Raw genomic sequence first — 13,326 nt, forward strand, 5'->3', positions numbered from 1 at the left:
CCATCAGGCCGGCCGGCGTCTGGGTCGCCATGCCGAGATGGATCGAACCGTGGCGCGTCACCACGCCCGCCTCGTCATCATAGCGCGCGTTGATCATCGGGAAGTCGGGGATCGACTTGCAGATCGCGACGATCATCAGCGGCAGCATGGTCAGCTTGGGCCGGTTGCCGCGATTGGCATTGAGATCGGCGCGCATGTCTTCCAGCGCGGTGACATCGATCTCGTCGACATAGGTGAAGTGCGGAATGGCGCGCTTCGACGCCGCCATGTTCTCGGCGATGCGACGGCGCATGCCGATGACCTTGATCGGTTCATCGGCGCGGGCACGCGACGCATGCGGGGCATGATAGCCCTGGCCGGAGCCGTAGCGGAGATAGGCGTCGAGGTCGGCGTGGCGGATTCGGTCGCTTTCCGACTTCACCGAGGCGAGGTCGATGCCGAGATCGGCCGCGCGGGCGCGGACAGCGGGGGACGCGAGGACATGGGTGTGCGGGTTCGCGAGCGCCTCTTCCTTGTTCCCCGGCGAAGGCCGGGGCCCWGTTGCGACGTCCCCCGACTGGGCCCCGGCCTTCGCCGGGGAGCTKTCTGGTTCGATCGCGTCGTCCATCCCAGGCGTTTCTGCCTCGATCTGCTCCTCGACTTCCGCGGCTTTCATCACTTCGGCGCGCAAATTGGCCGGCGCAACGTCAGCCACGGTCTCTGCCGACGGCCCGATCGCCGCCTCATCACTCTCGCCTTCGGCCGCGTCCGTCTCGATCACCACCAGCGCAGCACCGATCGACACCTGGTCGCCGACCGCACCGGCCAGTTCGACCACAATGCCGGCAACCGGCGATTCCATCTCGACCGTCGCCTTGTCGGTCATCATGTCGGCGAGGCCCTGGTCCTCCTCGACCCGGTCACCGACCTTGACGTGCCACGCGACGATCTCCGCCTCGGAGATGCCTTCCCCGATGTCGGGAAGCTTGAATGTGAAACGTGCCATGTCAGAGTCCCATCAGGCTGATATCGGCCATCACGCGATGAAGTGCGGCGGCGACACGGGCCGGCCCGGGGAAATAATCCCATTCGAACGCATGCGGGTAGGGCGTATCCCAGCCTGCCACGCGCTCGATCGGCGCTTCGAGGTGATAGAAGCAGCGTTCCTGGACGAGCGCGGACAGTTCGCCGCCAAAGCCGCCGAACCGGGACGCCTCGTGCAGGATGATGCAGCGTCCGGTCTTCTTGACCGACGCCACGATCGTATCGACATCGAGTGGGACGATCGACCGCAGATCGATGAGTTCGGCATCGACCCCGCTGTCGTCGATGCCCGCCTTTGCGACATGAACCATGGTGCCATAGGCGATGACGGTCGCATCGTTGCCGGGGCGGACGACCGCGGCCTTCCCCAGCGGTACCGTATAATGGCCTTCGGGTACCTCGGCCGAAGGATGGTCGGCCCAGCTCGTCACGGCCTGGTCGTGGCGGCCATCGAACGGGCCGTTGTAAAGGCGCTTGGGCTCGAGGAAGATCACCGGGTCGTCATCCTCGATCGCGGCGATCAGCAGACCCTTCGCGTCATAGGGCGTGGAGGGGATGACCGTTTTCAACCCGGTGATATGCGCGAAGATCGCTTCGGGGCTCTGGCTGTGGGTCTGGCCTCCGAAGATGCCGCCGCCATAGGGCGAGCGCACCGTGATCGGTGCCCAGAATTCCCCGTTCGACCTATACCGCAGGCGCGACGCTTCCGACACGAGCTGGTCGAAGGCCGGGAGGATGTAATCGGCGAACTGGATCTCGGCGACGGGCCGCAACCCAAAGGCTCCCATGCCGATCGCCGTGGCGATGATCCCGCCTTCGGAGATCGGCGCGTCGAAGCAGCGCTTGAGGCCGTGGCGCTGCTGCAGCTTGTCGGTGACGCGGAAAACACCGCCGAAATAGCCGACATCCTGGCCGAAGACGAGCACGTCGGGGTCGCGTGTCAGCATGGTGTCGAGCGCCGAATTGAGCGCCTGGATCATGTTCATCGCGGTCATGACTGGATCCCCAGCTCACCGCGCTGCTCGATCACCCGCCAGTCGGGCTGTTTGAACACACCCTCGAACATCTCGGCGACGTCGGGCTTCGATTTGCCTAATGTGCCGACCGCTTCTGCCTCGCGCTGGGCGTCGCGCAGGATCTCGCTCAGTTCGGCCTCCATCTGTGCATGACGCTCCTCGGACCATTCGCCGATCAGGATCAGGTGCCGTTTCAGGCGTTCGATCGGATCGCCCAGCGGCCAGTGCGCGGCTTCGTCCGCCGGGCGATATTTGGTGGGATCGTCGCTCGTCGAATGACCCGAGGCCCGGTAGGTGACGAATTCGATCAGCGTCGCGCCGCGATTGGTCCGGGCCCGTTCGGCGGCCCAGAGCGTCGCTGCCCAGACCGCCAGGAAATCATTGCCGTCCACCCGCAGACCGGGCAGTCCATAGCCGATGGCCTTGGCGGCGAAGGTCGTGCTCTCGGCGCCCGCGATCCCCGAAAAGCTGGAGATCGCCCATTGGTTGTTGGTGACCGCCAGGATAACCGGCGCACGGTAAACCGCCGCGAAGGTCAGCGCCTCGTGGAAGTCGCCCTCCGCCGTCGTGCCCTCACCGATATAGCCAAGGGCGATGCGATGATCGCCCCTATAGGCAGACGCCATCGCCCAGCCGACCGCATGGCCGAAGCGGCTGCCGACATTGCCGGACAGTGAGTAGAACCCATAGTCGCGCGCCGAATAGAGGATCGGCAATTGCCGCCCCTTCAGCGGGTCGCGCGCGTTGGAATAGATCTGGTTGATCATGTCGACGATCGGATAGCCGCGCGCGATCAGCCAGCCTTGAACCCGGTACGTCGGAAAGCACATGTCGTCGCCGGCAAGCGCGAGCGACTGGGCGACGCCGATCGCTTCCTCGCCGGTCGATTTCATGAAGAAGCTGGTCTTGCCCTGGCGATGAGCCCGGAACAGGCGATCCTCGAACAGACGAGTCTGCACCATTGCCCGCAAACCCTTGCGCAACACGTCCGGGGCGAGTTTCGGGTCCCATTGGCCGACTGCCGCCCCATTTTCATCCAGTACGCGCACCAACCCATAGGGGAGCTCTCGCATCTCGGCTTCGTTCGCCGAAATATCAGGGCGGTGCATCGCACCGGCCGCGTCGAACCGCAGGTGGCTGAAATCGGCAACGTCGCCCGGACGTGCCGCGGGTTCTGGAATATGGAGCGACAACGCTATCGCGTCGGCCCCCGGTGTCGCCGGCTTGGTCATGGCCGCGTTATTGCCGATCCGGTGAGGAAAGGCTTATTCTCGTTTTTCCGATTTTACTGGCAATCGTGCAAGGATGTGCGAGTTATAACGATGAAATTAGGATACGGATTGCGTGGATAAGATAGATCGTAAAATTCTTGCGTCCCTTCAGGCGAATCCCCAGCGGTCGGTCGCCGATCTGGCGAGCGATGTGGGCCTGTCGCACACGCCGTGCTGGCGGCGCCTGAAGAAGCTCGAAGAAAGTGGCGTAATTCGCGAACGCGCGGTGCTCCTCGATCCGCTGCTGCTCGACCTGACGGTCAACGTGTTTGCCGAGCTGCGCCTGAAACAGCATGACGAGGAAACGCTTGAGGCGCTGGAGGCGCAGGCCCGCGACCATCCGGAAATTGTCGAATGCTTCTCGATGAGCGGGCAGGGCGATTATCTGATGCGTGTCGTCGTGCGCAGTGTCGGCGACTATGAGGTGTTCCTGAAGAAGGTGCTGCTCCACCTGCCGGGCGTTGGGTCGATCAATTCGAGTTTCGCGCTGAACTGCATCAAGCTGACGACGAAACTGCCGCTCTAGCGGTCAGGCTCGTCGCCTGGCTCGGTCTGGAACAATGCGCTGACGGTCGGGAGTTGGAGCCTCGGGCTATCTGCCGGTTCAATGCGTGAATCTGCTGAACCGGCAAAGACGAGCGCTGTAGCCGAGTGCCGCCCGCGGCTACGGCTTTACAAGATGGAAGGTCTCATATGGCATCGAGGCGAATGACAGCCGCGGATCTTGCGCGTCGCCATAGAATTTGATGCGATCATAGGGGCCACCCGCGCCCGTGCCGGTGATTTCCTCATATTCGTTCGGGCCGATCTGCTCGAAGGCAACCTTGCGGCCGGCGGTTGTCACCGTGACGATATGGTCGCCGCTCCCTTCCACCTTGATGTCGTCTTTGGGGTCGGGGGTTGCCGAATAATCGCGGCGATTGGCGCGATAGGCGCCGAGTTGTGGCTGGCTGCTGCCGGCGTAGCGCGGCGCGCGGGCCTGCGGGAACAGGCGCCCGATCAGCGCATTGCGCAGCTCGGTTCGCGCGATGCCGCTATCCGCGCCACCGGTGAACGAGATGAAGAAGCCGATGCCGCGTTCCGGCGCGATAACGAGATCGGAATGGAAATCGACCGTATTTCCGGCATGTCCCACCATCCGCGGGCCAGCCTCGCGCTCGACGAGGAATCCATGCGCCATTCCCGGCAAACCGGGGACGTTCGCCTGCAGGTCGCTTTCGAGCAATGCGACCGATTCCGGACGCAGGATGCGCTTGCCGCCGAGCGCGCCGTTGCCCAGCAAGGCGAGCATGAACCGGGCCATATCGGGCGCGCTCGCGCTCGCGGACCCTGCGGGCATGATCGAGCTGAGATACTCACGGAGCTTCGGGACCAACTGTCCGTCGACCAGTTTGTGCCCGTCCGCCAAGCGCGCCGTGAGCGCGGCGGGCTGGGGCTCGCGGAAGGTGGTGGAACTCATTCCCAGCGGCGTGAAGATGTGGCGCTCTACATAGTCGGCATAGGTCTCGCCCGAAACACGCTCGACAATATAGCCCGCGAGGGCGGCGCCATAGTTCGAATAGGCGATTTCGGTGCCCGGCGCCCACAGGCGCTGCGGAATGTGCGCCTTGATCCACTGTTGATAGGGGACGTTCTTGTCGGGGCTGTCGAACAGGAAGCCGCCGACATCGCTCATGCCGGGGCTGTGTGCCATAAGATCGCGCACGCGGATCGGCGCACCCTTGAAATCGGGAATCTTGAAATCGAGATAGCGATTGACGTCAGCGTCGAGATCGACCTTGCCGCTCTCGATCTGCTGCATCAGCGCGACCCAGGTAAACAGCTTGGAGACCGAGCCGGGGCGGAACAGCGTGCGTTCGCCGTCCACCGGCACCTGGTTCGCGACATTGGCGAAGCCGTAGCCCCGCGTGAACAGCACCCGGCCATCGGCCACCACGGTCACCACCGCGCCCGCGACCTGCCGGCTGGCGACCTGCCCGGCGACGACGCCGTCAACGAAATCGGCGAGCCCGGATGTTCGGTCCGCAGCGGTGACTGCAACGGGTGCCTTTTGCGGCGCCCCCGCTAGCGCGAGCGACGAAGAGGACGCGAGGGCAACGCAGGTGACGGCTCGAAACCATTGCATCAGGCATTCTCCAAATTCGTAACGTATGTCGAAAACGATTGACCGTGAGGGAGCCGACTGGCGCCGAGCCCGGGAGGTGCCTGCTTCATGGAGCGCCCAGGCAGTTCGCCACCAGCCGATCGAAAGCAGGGCCGCGCCTGATAGGATCTGCCACGGGCAGGCCCATTCGTTCCTCGTCGCGCGCCATCAGGCGGGCTGCGTCGTCGGGATCCAGCGCCGAGGTGTTGTAGGAAAAGCCGCCGCAGCGGATCGCCGGATTGGTGCGCCGGCCCAGCAGGATCGTAAGCTCGACGATTTCCTCGATGCTCGGAACACCGTAACCGGGTACACCGAGCATCTGTTCGCGACCGGGCTCGTGGCAGACGACGAACACGTCGGGTTGGCTGCCATGAAGCAGGCCGAGCGAGACGGCGGCATAGGCCGGGTGCAGCAGCGATCCCTGGCCCTCGATCACGTCCCAATGATCGGGCGCGGCGTCTGGCGAAAGCTGCTCGGCGGCGCCTGCCTCGAAATCCGAGATGATCGAATCCATCGGGATTCCGCCGCCGGCGATCATGATCCCGGTCTGCCCGCTCGCGCGGAAATCCGCCTCCACGCCACGCGCTGCGAATGCATCGGCGAGCGCGAGAGCAGTATATTTCTTGCCGAGTGCGCAATCTGTGCCGACCGTCAGCAGCCGCTTTCCCGAGCGCTTGCGCCCGGTGGCGACCGGGATGCCGGCAGGCGGCGTGCGTATGTCGATCAGCTTCCGGCCACGTGCGTGCGCCGCATCGGCAAGACCCGGCACATCGGTCAGGCGAGCGTGCATACCCGCGATGAGATCGAGCCCGGCGTCGAGGGCTTCGAAAAGCGCCGGTTGCCAGTTCGGCGCGATATAGCCGCCCTTGTTGGCGACGGCGATCACCATCGCCAGCGCACCCTTCGCGGCGGCTTCCGCGGGGCTCAGATAGGGCAGTCCAGTGCTCACGGCAGCCGGATCGCAAGAATATTCGCCGATGCATTTGTCACGGGCCCAGTCGCGCAAGCCGAAGGCGGTCTTGGCGAACCCCGGCTCGGCGACATCGCCCAGGAACAGGAGATATGGTGTCGGAAGGGTGAGAGCGGGGCCGCCGATATTGTCGGACTGGTCGGCTTGGATGGAGCCGGGCGCTTCTTCGATCAGGATATTCTTGTCGGCTGCCATTCAGGTGATCCTCTCGTCGCCGATCTCGTCCATGCGGCAGAATTTTCTGTATAGAGAATAAATTTCATATCAAGATAGTATTAGCGCCGGAATGCGCGGGCGCCGGGCATGGTGGCCGTCACGCAAGATGACGACCACCACCTCCAGGCTATCGAAAACCTGGCCCGGGATTGCGATCGGCGCAGGCAGACGGGCGGTCGCCGTGGCCAGCTCAGACGCGCGTCTGGACATCAGTATCTCGTCGAGATCGATATCAGGTTGAAGCTGAAGGCGACGTACAGCATCACCAGCGTCGCGAGGAAAATGAGCGCATTCCACAGCTTGCCGGTCCACTTGCGGCTATCGCGCAGCGCCAGCCACAGATTCCAGCCGGAGATGCCGACCGCGCCGACAAAGACGATCGCGCCGAAGCCCTGCAAGAGCACCAGCTGCGTATCGAGCGCGCCTGCGAGGTTCGTGAGATCGCCGAACATCGCGGTGACAAGCCATGCCCATCCGATCACCACGCCAAGCACGGCCCCAGCCATGATGCGCGTTGCGCGATAGCCCTTGAGTGCGATGCCGGAGAGACCGATCGACGCATTGTACCGGCGACGGACCGCCCAGCCGATCGGCCATGCAAGGAAGGTGAGCGCCAGAATGGCGAGGCTGACAAGGGCCGCCGGTTTCAGCCACGATGGGGAGATGCCGGCGGGAACGCGATCGAACACCATGAAGGGCGCGATGCCGTCGACGCTCCAGCGGACGATCCTGCCATCCACCACCTTGGCGGCAAGCCGCTCGTGACCGTAGCGATCATGCCAGACGAAGGGCGAAACCTCGACCCATTCGCGGGCCCGCCCTCCGGCTGTCTTCAGCGACGGGATGACGAGATCGCCCTTGGCATCGACGGAAACGTCGGTCGCCCCCAGCAGGCCGGTAACCGCGATGAAACTCGTACCCGTACGGCGACTGTTCCGCCACATCCCGGTCATCATCTGTGCGTGCTGGCGGGCTGTTGCCGCGTCGACGCGCGTTTCGACCGGCTTGCCGGGGAAATAGCGGTCCGCGAAATCCTCGAACAGCGCGGTGCGCACGCGGCCGACGGCTCCCTCGCGTCCGGGGCTGTTGAACGAAACATACAGGCCCACCCCGTCGTTGAGGAACAGGTGCAGCGACGTGTGAAAGGCCACCGTGTCGCCAAGATGGGCGATCACCTCATGCCCGTTCACATTCGTTTCGAAGAAGCCGAGCTCCATACGGTTGAGCGGTGGAAGCAGAGAATAGGGATTCACCCGATCGAGCGGACTGTTGTGCATCATCGCCGCTGTCCGCGCGTCCAGGATACGCTTGCCGTCCAGCTCGCCGCCTTGCAGATGCGCGAGCATGAATCTTGCCATGTCGACGCCCGAGGCGGAAAGCGATCCGGCGGGCGCGGGGCCGATGAGTTCGAACCCGGCGGCCTTGCCCGGCTTGGGATAACCGGTCGCCGCCTGACCCGCGAGGCGTTTTGGCAGCGGCTGGCGGAACGTAGCGTTCGTCATGCCGAGCGGCGTGAAGATGTGGCGCTCGACATAGTCGTCGAACGGTTCGCCAGAGACACGCTGGACGATATAGCCGGCCAGGGTCGTCGCCCAATTGGAATAGGACGGCGTGGTGCCCGCATCATAGATGCGCGTGGGCAACGAACCCTTGAGATAGGGGCCGAGGGCCTTCAGATGGCCGGCATCGAAGAAGATGATGTCCTTGGTCGTTTCCTCGAAACCAGCGGTGTGGGTCATGATCTCGCGCAGCGTGACCGGCTGGCCCTTCCGTGGCGGGATCTTGAAATCGAGGTAGCGGTTCACGTCCGCGTCCAGATCCAGCTTGCCCTGCTCGACCTGCTGCATCACCGCCGTCCAGGTGACGAGCTTCGATACCGATCCGGGCCGGAACAGCGTGCGATTGGGATCGACCGGCGTGCGCTTCGCCAGATCGGCGTAGCCAAAGCCTCGTGCGGTAACGATCTGACCGTCCTTGACTACGGTCACCACCGCGCCCGGAATGTCCCCGCTGCGCAGCGCGTAAGGCATATAGCCATCAAGCCAGACATCGACGTCGCTCCTGGTAAGCCCCGGGGCGCCTGCCGGAAGGGCTTGAACAGGCGATGTGCCTTGTCGCGCCGGGATCGGGGCAGGTTGGTTCGAGGCTGGTTTGGCATCGCCTTGGGCAAGCGCCGCACTGGCGACCAACGCCAGTGCCCCCACGGCCCAGGTCCGGATCGACCGCATTTTATGTCTCCCTGTTCTGCTCGTCGAGCAGATCGCTTCGGCCGGATAGGACAGATCGCTTCGGCCGGATAGGATAAATCCACCCATAATTTGACCAATATGGGATATATGATCCTAATTGGAGAAATGTGTCAATAAGCGGGTGAGCGATCGCCGGTCCCGCAGATGGCTTATCGGAAATTTCTCTGAACAGGTTAATTGTGCTCCGCGGAATGGGAGCGTTGCGCACCCGCGCGCAACGATGCTACGCGCGTCCCGATCAGAGATTTGGGGGCGCTGGAATGGTGAAACGACGCTCGACGCTAGGCGCGGTTATCAGGCGGTTGCGCGATGACAACGGCTGGACACTGCGCGAGATGAGCGAGCGCACCGGCATTCCTGTCTCCACCTTGTCCAAGGTGGAGCATAACCGGCTCACGCTGACCTACGACAAGCTGCAGGAATTGAGCGCCCGGCTCAATATCCGCATGGCGGACCTGTTCGTGGAGAACGAAACCGCGCCTGAAGCCGCCCAGATCACGGCGCGGCGCAGCATCGGCACGCGCGAAAATGCCTTTCGCGTGCAGACCGCGAACTATGATTATTACTATCTGTGCACCGAATTGCGCCGCAAGCGGATGATTCCGAACATCACCACGATCCGTGCACGCTCGCTGGACGAGTTCGGAGAGCTGGTGCGTCACGATGGCGAGGAGTTCATCTTCGTGATCACGGGAAGCATCGTCGTCCATACCGAATTCTACGATCCGGTGACGCTAGAGCAGGGGCAATCGATCTACATCGATTCGAACATGGGGCACGCCTATATCGCCGGGCCCGACTGTGAAGAGGCGGTGACGCTGGCGGTGATGTCCAGCGCGGAGGACGACCTGATGGATTCGCTCATCACGATGCACGGCGAACGCTGAGCGGCGGACGGCCCGGCCGAACGGGCCGCCCGCGACGCATGCCCTACTTCCAGGTGGCGCCGAGCAGCCGCCGGAAATTCCCGCCCAGCACCGCGCGAATATCGGCATCGCCATAGCCGCGCCGGACCAGTTCTTCCGTCAGATTGTACATCTTGAGCGGGCCGCTGAATTCCTCGATGTCGATCTTGTCGCGAAAGCCGTAGCTGCCCTTATAGCTCGCCTTCAGCATGGTATATTGGTCGGGGGCCATCTTGTCATAGCCATAGAGATCGGCGTCGGTGCCGATGCCGATATGATCGATGCCGATCAGCTTCCTGACATGATCGATGTGGTCGACGACGTCCGCGATCGTTGTCGGCTCGCCGCCCTTCACGAAATTGCGCACGCCGGTGATGCCCATGACGCCACCCTTCGCGCCCAGCGCCTTGATCGCTTCGTCCGTCTTGGTGCGCGGATGGTTGTTGATCGCGCGGCAGTTGCTGTGCGTGATCGCGATCGGGACGGGCGACGCGGCGATCGCATCGAGCGTGGTGCGGTCGCCGCAATGCGAGGTATCGACCAGCATGCCGGCGCTGTTCATCGCCTTCACGATCTCGACACCGTAATCGCTGAGGCCGCCATCGACGCGGTCCGTACAGCCCGATCCGATCAGATTCTGGCTGTTATAGGTAAGCTGCGAGCAACGCTGGCCGAGGCGGTAGAATTTCTCGACATCCTTGGCGCTGCGGAAATGATCGGAATCCTGGAGGCCCATGATGACCGCCGCCTTGCCCTGTCGCTTGGCGCGATCGAGGTCGGCGGCGTCGCGAACCAGCGTGAACACGTCGTCGTTGTGGCCGACATAGGCGCTCCACCCGGCGAGATATTCGAGCACCAGCGCATACGCGTCCGGGCCGCCGACCCCGAAGGAATTGTGGAAGGCGGTAATGCCGCTGGCCCGGAAATCGGCGATCTGCGCGGCAGTCAATTTGTTCGCGACGGTTTCAGGGCGCAGATCGAGCGACAAGGGACCGAGCATGTCGATGATGATCGAACCGCGCACCAGATCGACCACGCGCTTCGAATAGGTGCGCGGCGATGCGGCGTGGACGCGGTAGGCGCCGGTATTGAGCATCGGGAAGACGACCAGGCTCGATGCCGTGGCCATGCCGCCAATCATTGCCCTGCGTGTCAGGCGAGCCTTGTCCATATCATTCACTCCCGTTTGCGGCGGCGGCGTGCCGCGCCTGTCGCTGGCCCGTTGCCGGGCAAGGATGCGTCGCGCCGCCCGCGCCTGCAGGCGGCGCGCGCGGTTATGGCTTCAGATGGGCATCGAGAAAGCGCACCATCGCACGATCGGCACGAAGCCAGGAGTCGTGGCGAAGGAAGCCGTGGATCTCGTTGGGGAAGATCAATTCCTCATAGGGCGCGCCCTGCGCCGACAGTCGCCGTGCGAGATCCACCGTCTGGTCGAAACGCACGTTGCGATCGTCGTCGCCGTGGATCAGCAGCACCGGGGAGCGCCATCCGGCGATCGCGGACTCCGGCGAGCTTTCGAACGCGACGCGCATCACCTGGGCATAATCGCCCTGTTCGTAACGTTGCGGCGCGCTGCGCCCCATCGACCAATCGTGCACGCCGTGGAAATCCACGCCGACCTTGAACAGATCGCTGTTGCGGGCCAGCGCATGGGCGGTGAGCAGGCCGCCATAGGAGCCGCCCCAGATGCCGAGCCGCGACCCATCCACCTGGGAGAGCGACTGGAGATAGCGCGCGCCCGCGACCACATCCTGATATTCCGAATTGCCCGCCGATCCGGCCTTTTCCGGGTGCTGGAACTCGCGGCCATATCCTATCCCGAGCCGGTAGTTCACCGAGAGGACGACATAGCCGCGCGATGCCAGATACTGGTTCATCGCATAGCTGTGCGTGTAATAGTCCATGTAAGACCAGCCGAGCAGCATCTGGCGTGGCGGGCCGCCATGAACGAAGATCAGCGCGGAGTGCTTGCCGCCGCCGGCTGGAGTGAACAACTGGCCATGGATCGTCAGGCCGTCGGGCGCGGTGAAGGTGACGGGCTTCGGCGTCACCAGATTGGCGGACGGATAGGTCGCCGCGCTCGCGGGCAGAACGCGGCCGCCGCGCCCGTCCGCATCAGCCAGCGCGACGCGCGGCGGCTCGCTTGTGGTCGCCGTGACATAAGCGAGCTTGCCGCCGGCCAGCGGGACCGGCAGCCATTCAAGCCCGACGCCGTTGCTGAGCGCGGACGGACCGCCGCGATCGACCGGCACGCGATAAAGGTGTCGGCGATCGATATCGCCATCGGTCGCGCCGGTATTCGCGCTGTAGAGCAGGGCGCTGCGGTCTGGCGTCATCGCGACATGCTCGACCATGAATTTGCCCGGCGTCAGCAACACCGGCTCGCCACCCGTCGCCGCCAGCGCATAGAGATGCGGCCAGCCATCCATTTCCGCTCGGAACGTCAGGCGGTCGCCGGCTGCCCAATTCAGGAACAGGCCGCCGGGCACCTCGGGGTAGGAGCCGCGCAGCGTCTTCGGGCTTTGCCATACACGGGTGGCCTCGCCGCTGTCGGCCGAGGCCACCCAGAGCGAGAAGGGGTTGGGTGTGGCGACCAGCGGCGATTCCAGAATGTCGGGATTGCCGGTACGGCGCGCGAAAGCGACGCGCTTGCCGTCCGGCGACCAGGCGAGGGAATCGTCGAACGCGGTCGCCGGGGCAAGCCAGGTGATCGGCCTGTCGGGGCCGCCATAGACGCCGACGAAACTATGGTCGCCGCGCTGCGAGATGAAGGCGAGCCGGCTGCCATCGGGAGACCACGCCATCTCGTCGATCTTGCCGCGATCGTAGAACAGCTTCCGCGGTTCGTCCTTGCCGTCCGCGCCAACCGTCCAGACCTGATTGTCGCGGATGAACGCGATCCGCCCGGTCGCGGAGACTGTCGGCCCGTCGCCTTCGCCCACTTTCGTGGGGGATCGGCCATTCACGGACGCCCAGATCTCCATCGCCGGCTGCACGACCATTGATGCCGGATTGGCCGCCGGCAGGCCATTCGCCCAGGCGTTGTGCTCTACCGCGCCGCGCGCCCAGGCCAGCACATGGCCATCGGGCGAGAAGGCGAGTTCGGACAGTTCCTGGCCGTCGTCGGCGGTGCCGTTGGTCAATTGGCGCGGGCGATAGTCCGGGGCCTGCGCGATCCAGATATTGCGCCGCCCTTGATGTAGCTCCATCCACGCGACGCGATCGCCGGATACTGGTGCKACCAGTTCGCCCACGAATGTGTAGGAAAGAAACGCCTCGAGCGGGGCCGGCGCTTGCGCCAGCGCGACACCGGCGCAGGCGATGGATATTCCGGCGATCCCGGCAAAAATCGACGCGCGCTTCATCATGGCTTCATTCCCCCTGTCGCTCGCCGGTTTCGCTGAACATCGGGGAAATCCGACTATCGCAGTGGGGCGAACCCGAACCAATGGTGGCACGACTCGATCGGTCGATATTCCGATGAGAACGCTATTGTCCTGATTGAGACACGTCAATCGGGCTTTGCGCAGGGT

General features: G+C 64.1%; 10 protein-coding genes. 2 read left to right on the forward strand and 8 right to left on the reverse strand.

The window, feature by feature from the left end:
• From AC1DT7_RS06365 to AC1DT7_RS06375, 3 genes are all read right to left on the reverse strand, one after another.
• Positions 1-985 (reverse strand): dihydrolipoamide acetyltransferase family protein (locus tag AC1DT7_RS06365; RefSeq protein WP_478034995.1); only part of this gene is annotated, 985 nt, incomplete at its 3' end.
• Position 986: 1 nt separating this feature from the next.
• Complete coding sequence (locus tag AC1DT7_RS06370; RefSeq protein WP_478035348.1) at positions 987-2,009, reverse strand: alpha-ketoacid dehydrogenase subunit beta; 1,023 nt, start codon at positions 2,007-2,009, stop codon at positions 987-989.
• Between the two features lie 5 nt (positions 2,010-2,014).
• Positions 2,015-3,271, reverse strand: coding sequence for a thiamine pyrophosphate-dependent enzyme (locus AC1DT7_RS06375; RefSeq protein WP_478034997.1), 1,257 nt, complete (start codon positions 3,269-3,271; stop codon positions 2,015-2,017).
• Positions 3,272-3,383: 112 nt separating this feature from the next.
• Here AC1DT7_RS06375 and AC1DT7_RS06380 point away from each other — a divergent pair, with 112 nt between their 5' ends.
• A complete protein-coding gene (locus AC1DT7_RS06380; RefSeq protein WP_478034998.1) occupies positions 3,384-3,836 on the forward strand; it encodes an Lrp/AsnC family transcriptional regulator in 453 nt (150 codons plus the stop codon).
• 138 nt (positions 3,837-3,974) lie between these two features.
• Here AC1DT7_RS06380 and AC1DT7_RS06385 read toward each other — a convergent pair whose 3' ends face one another.
• The 3 genes from AC1DT7_RS06385 to AC1DT7_RS06395 all read right to left on the reverse strand — a co-directional run bounded on the left by AC1DT7_RS06385 (position 3,975) and on the right by AC1DT7_RS06395 (position 8,867).
• Entirely contained in the window at positions 3,975-5,435 is a 1,461-nt protein-coding gene (locus AC1DT7_RS06385; protein WP_478034999.1) for a serine hydrolase domain-containing protein, read from the reverse strand.
• Positions 5,436-5,520: 85 nt separating this feature from the next.
• Complete coding sequence (locus AC1DT7_RS06390) at positions 5,521-6,618, reverse strand: N-acetyltransferase DgcN family protein (protein ID WP_478035000.1); 1,098 nt, start codon at positions 6,616-6,618, stop codon at positions 5,521-5,523.
• A 230-nt stretch (positions 6,619-6,848) separates the two neighbouring features.
• Complete coding sequence (locus tag AC1DT7_RS06395; protein ID WP_478035001.1) at positions 6,849-8,867, reverse strand: serine hydrolase domain-containing protein; 2,019 nt, start codon at positions 8,865-8,867, stop codon at positions 6,849-6,851.
• Positions 8,868-9,088: 221 nt separating this feature from the next.
• On the opposite strand from AC1DT7_RS06395, the gene AC1DT7_RS06400 reads away from it, so the two are divergent.
• Complete coding sequence (locus tag AC1DT7_RS06400) at positions 9,089-9,775, forward strand: helix-turn-helix domain-containing protein (RefSeq protein WP_478035002.1); 687 nt, start codon at positions 9,089-9,091, stop codon at positions 9,773-9,775.
• Positions 9,776-9,818: 43 nt separating this feature from the next.
• Here AC1DT7_RS06400 and AC1DT7_RS06405 read toward each other — a convergent pair whose 3' ends face one another.
• Positions 9,819-10,964 (reverse strand): dipeptidase, encoded by a 1,146-nt coding sequence (locus AC1DT7_RS06405; protein ID WP_478035003.1) that lies wholly within the window; start codon positions 10,962-10,964, stop codon positions 9,819-9,821.
• 103 nt (positions 10,965-11,067) lie between these two features.
• Complete coding sequence (locus tag AC1DT7_RS06410) at positions 11,068-13,161, reverse strand: S9 family peptidase (protein WP_478035004.1); 2,094 nt, start codon at positions 13,159-13,161, stop codon at positions 11,068-11,070.
• Between the last annotated feature and the right edge of the window lie 165 nt (positions 13,162-13,326).

The sequence above is a fragment of the Sphingomonas sp. P3_C6 genome, from assembly GCF_056402595.1.

What these genes read in the sequence shown, in the direction of transcription:
- AC1DT7_RS06370 (WP_478035348.1), bottom strand. Translation starts at nt 2,009, where the DNA reads ATGAACATGATCCAGGCGCTCAATTCGGCGCTCGACACCATGCTGACA.
- AC1DT7_RS06395 (WP_478035001.1), bottom strand. Translation starts at nt 8,867, where the DNA reads ATGCGGTCGATCCGGACCTGGGCCGTGGGGGCACTGGCGTTGGTCGCC.
- AC1DT7_RS06405 (WP_478035003.1), bottom strand. Translation starts at nt 10,964, where the DNA reads ATGGACAAGGCTCGCCTGACACGCAGGGCAATGATTGGCGGCATGGCC.
- AC1DT7_RS06390 (WP_478035000.1), bottom strand. Translation starts at nt 6,618, where the DNA reads ATGGCAGCCGACAAGAATATCCTGATCGAAGAAGCGCCCGGCTCCATC.
- AC1DT7_RS06385 (WP_478034999.1), bottom strand. Translation starts at nt 5,435, where the DNA reads ATGCAATGGTTTCGAGCCGTCACCTGCGTTGCCCTCGCGTCCTCTTCG.
- AC1DT7_RS06375 (WP_478034997.1), bottom strand. Translation starts at nt 3,271, where the DNA reads ATGACCAAGCCGGCGACACCGGGGGCCGACGCGATAGCGTTGTCGCTC.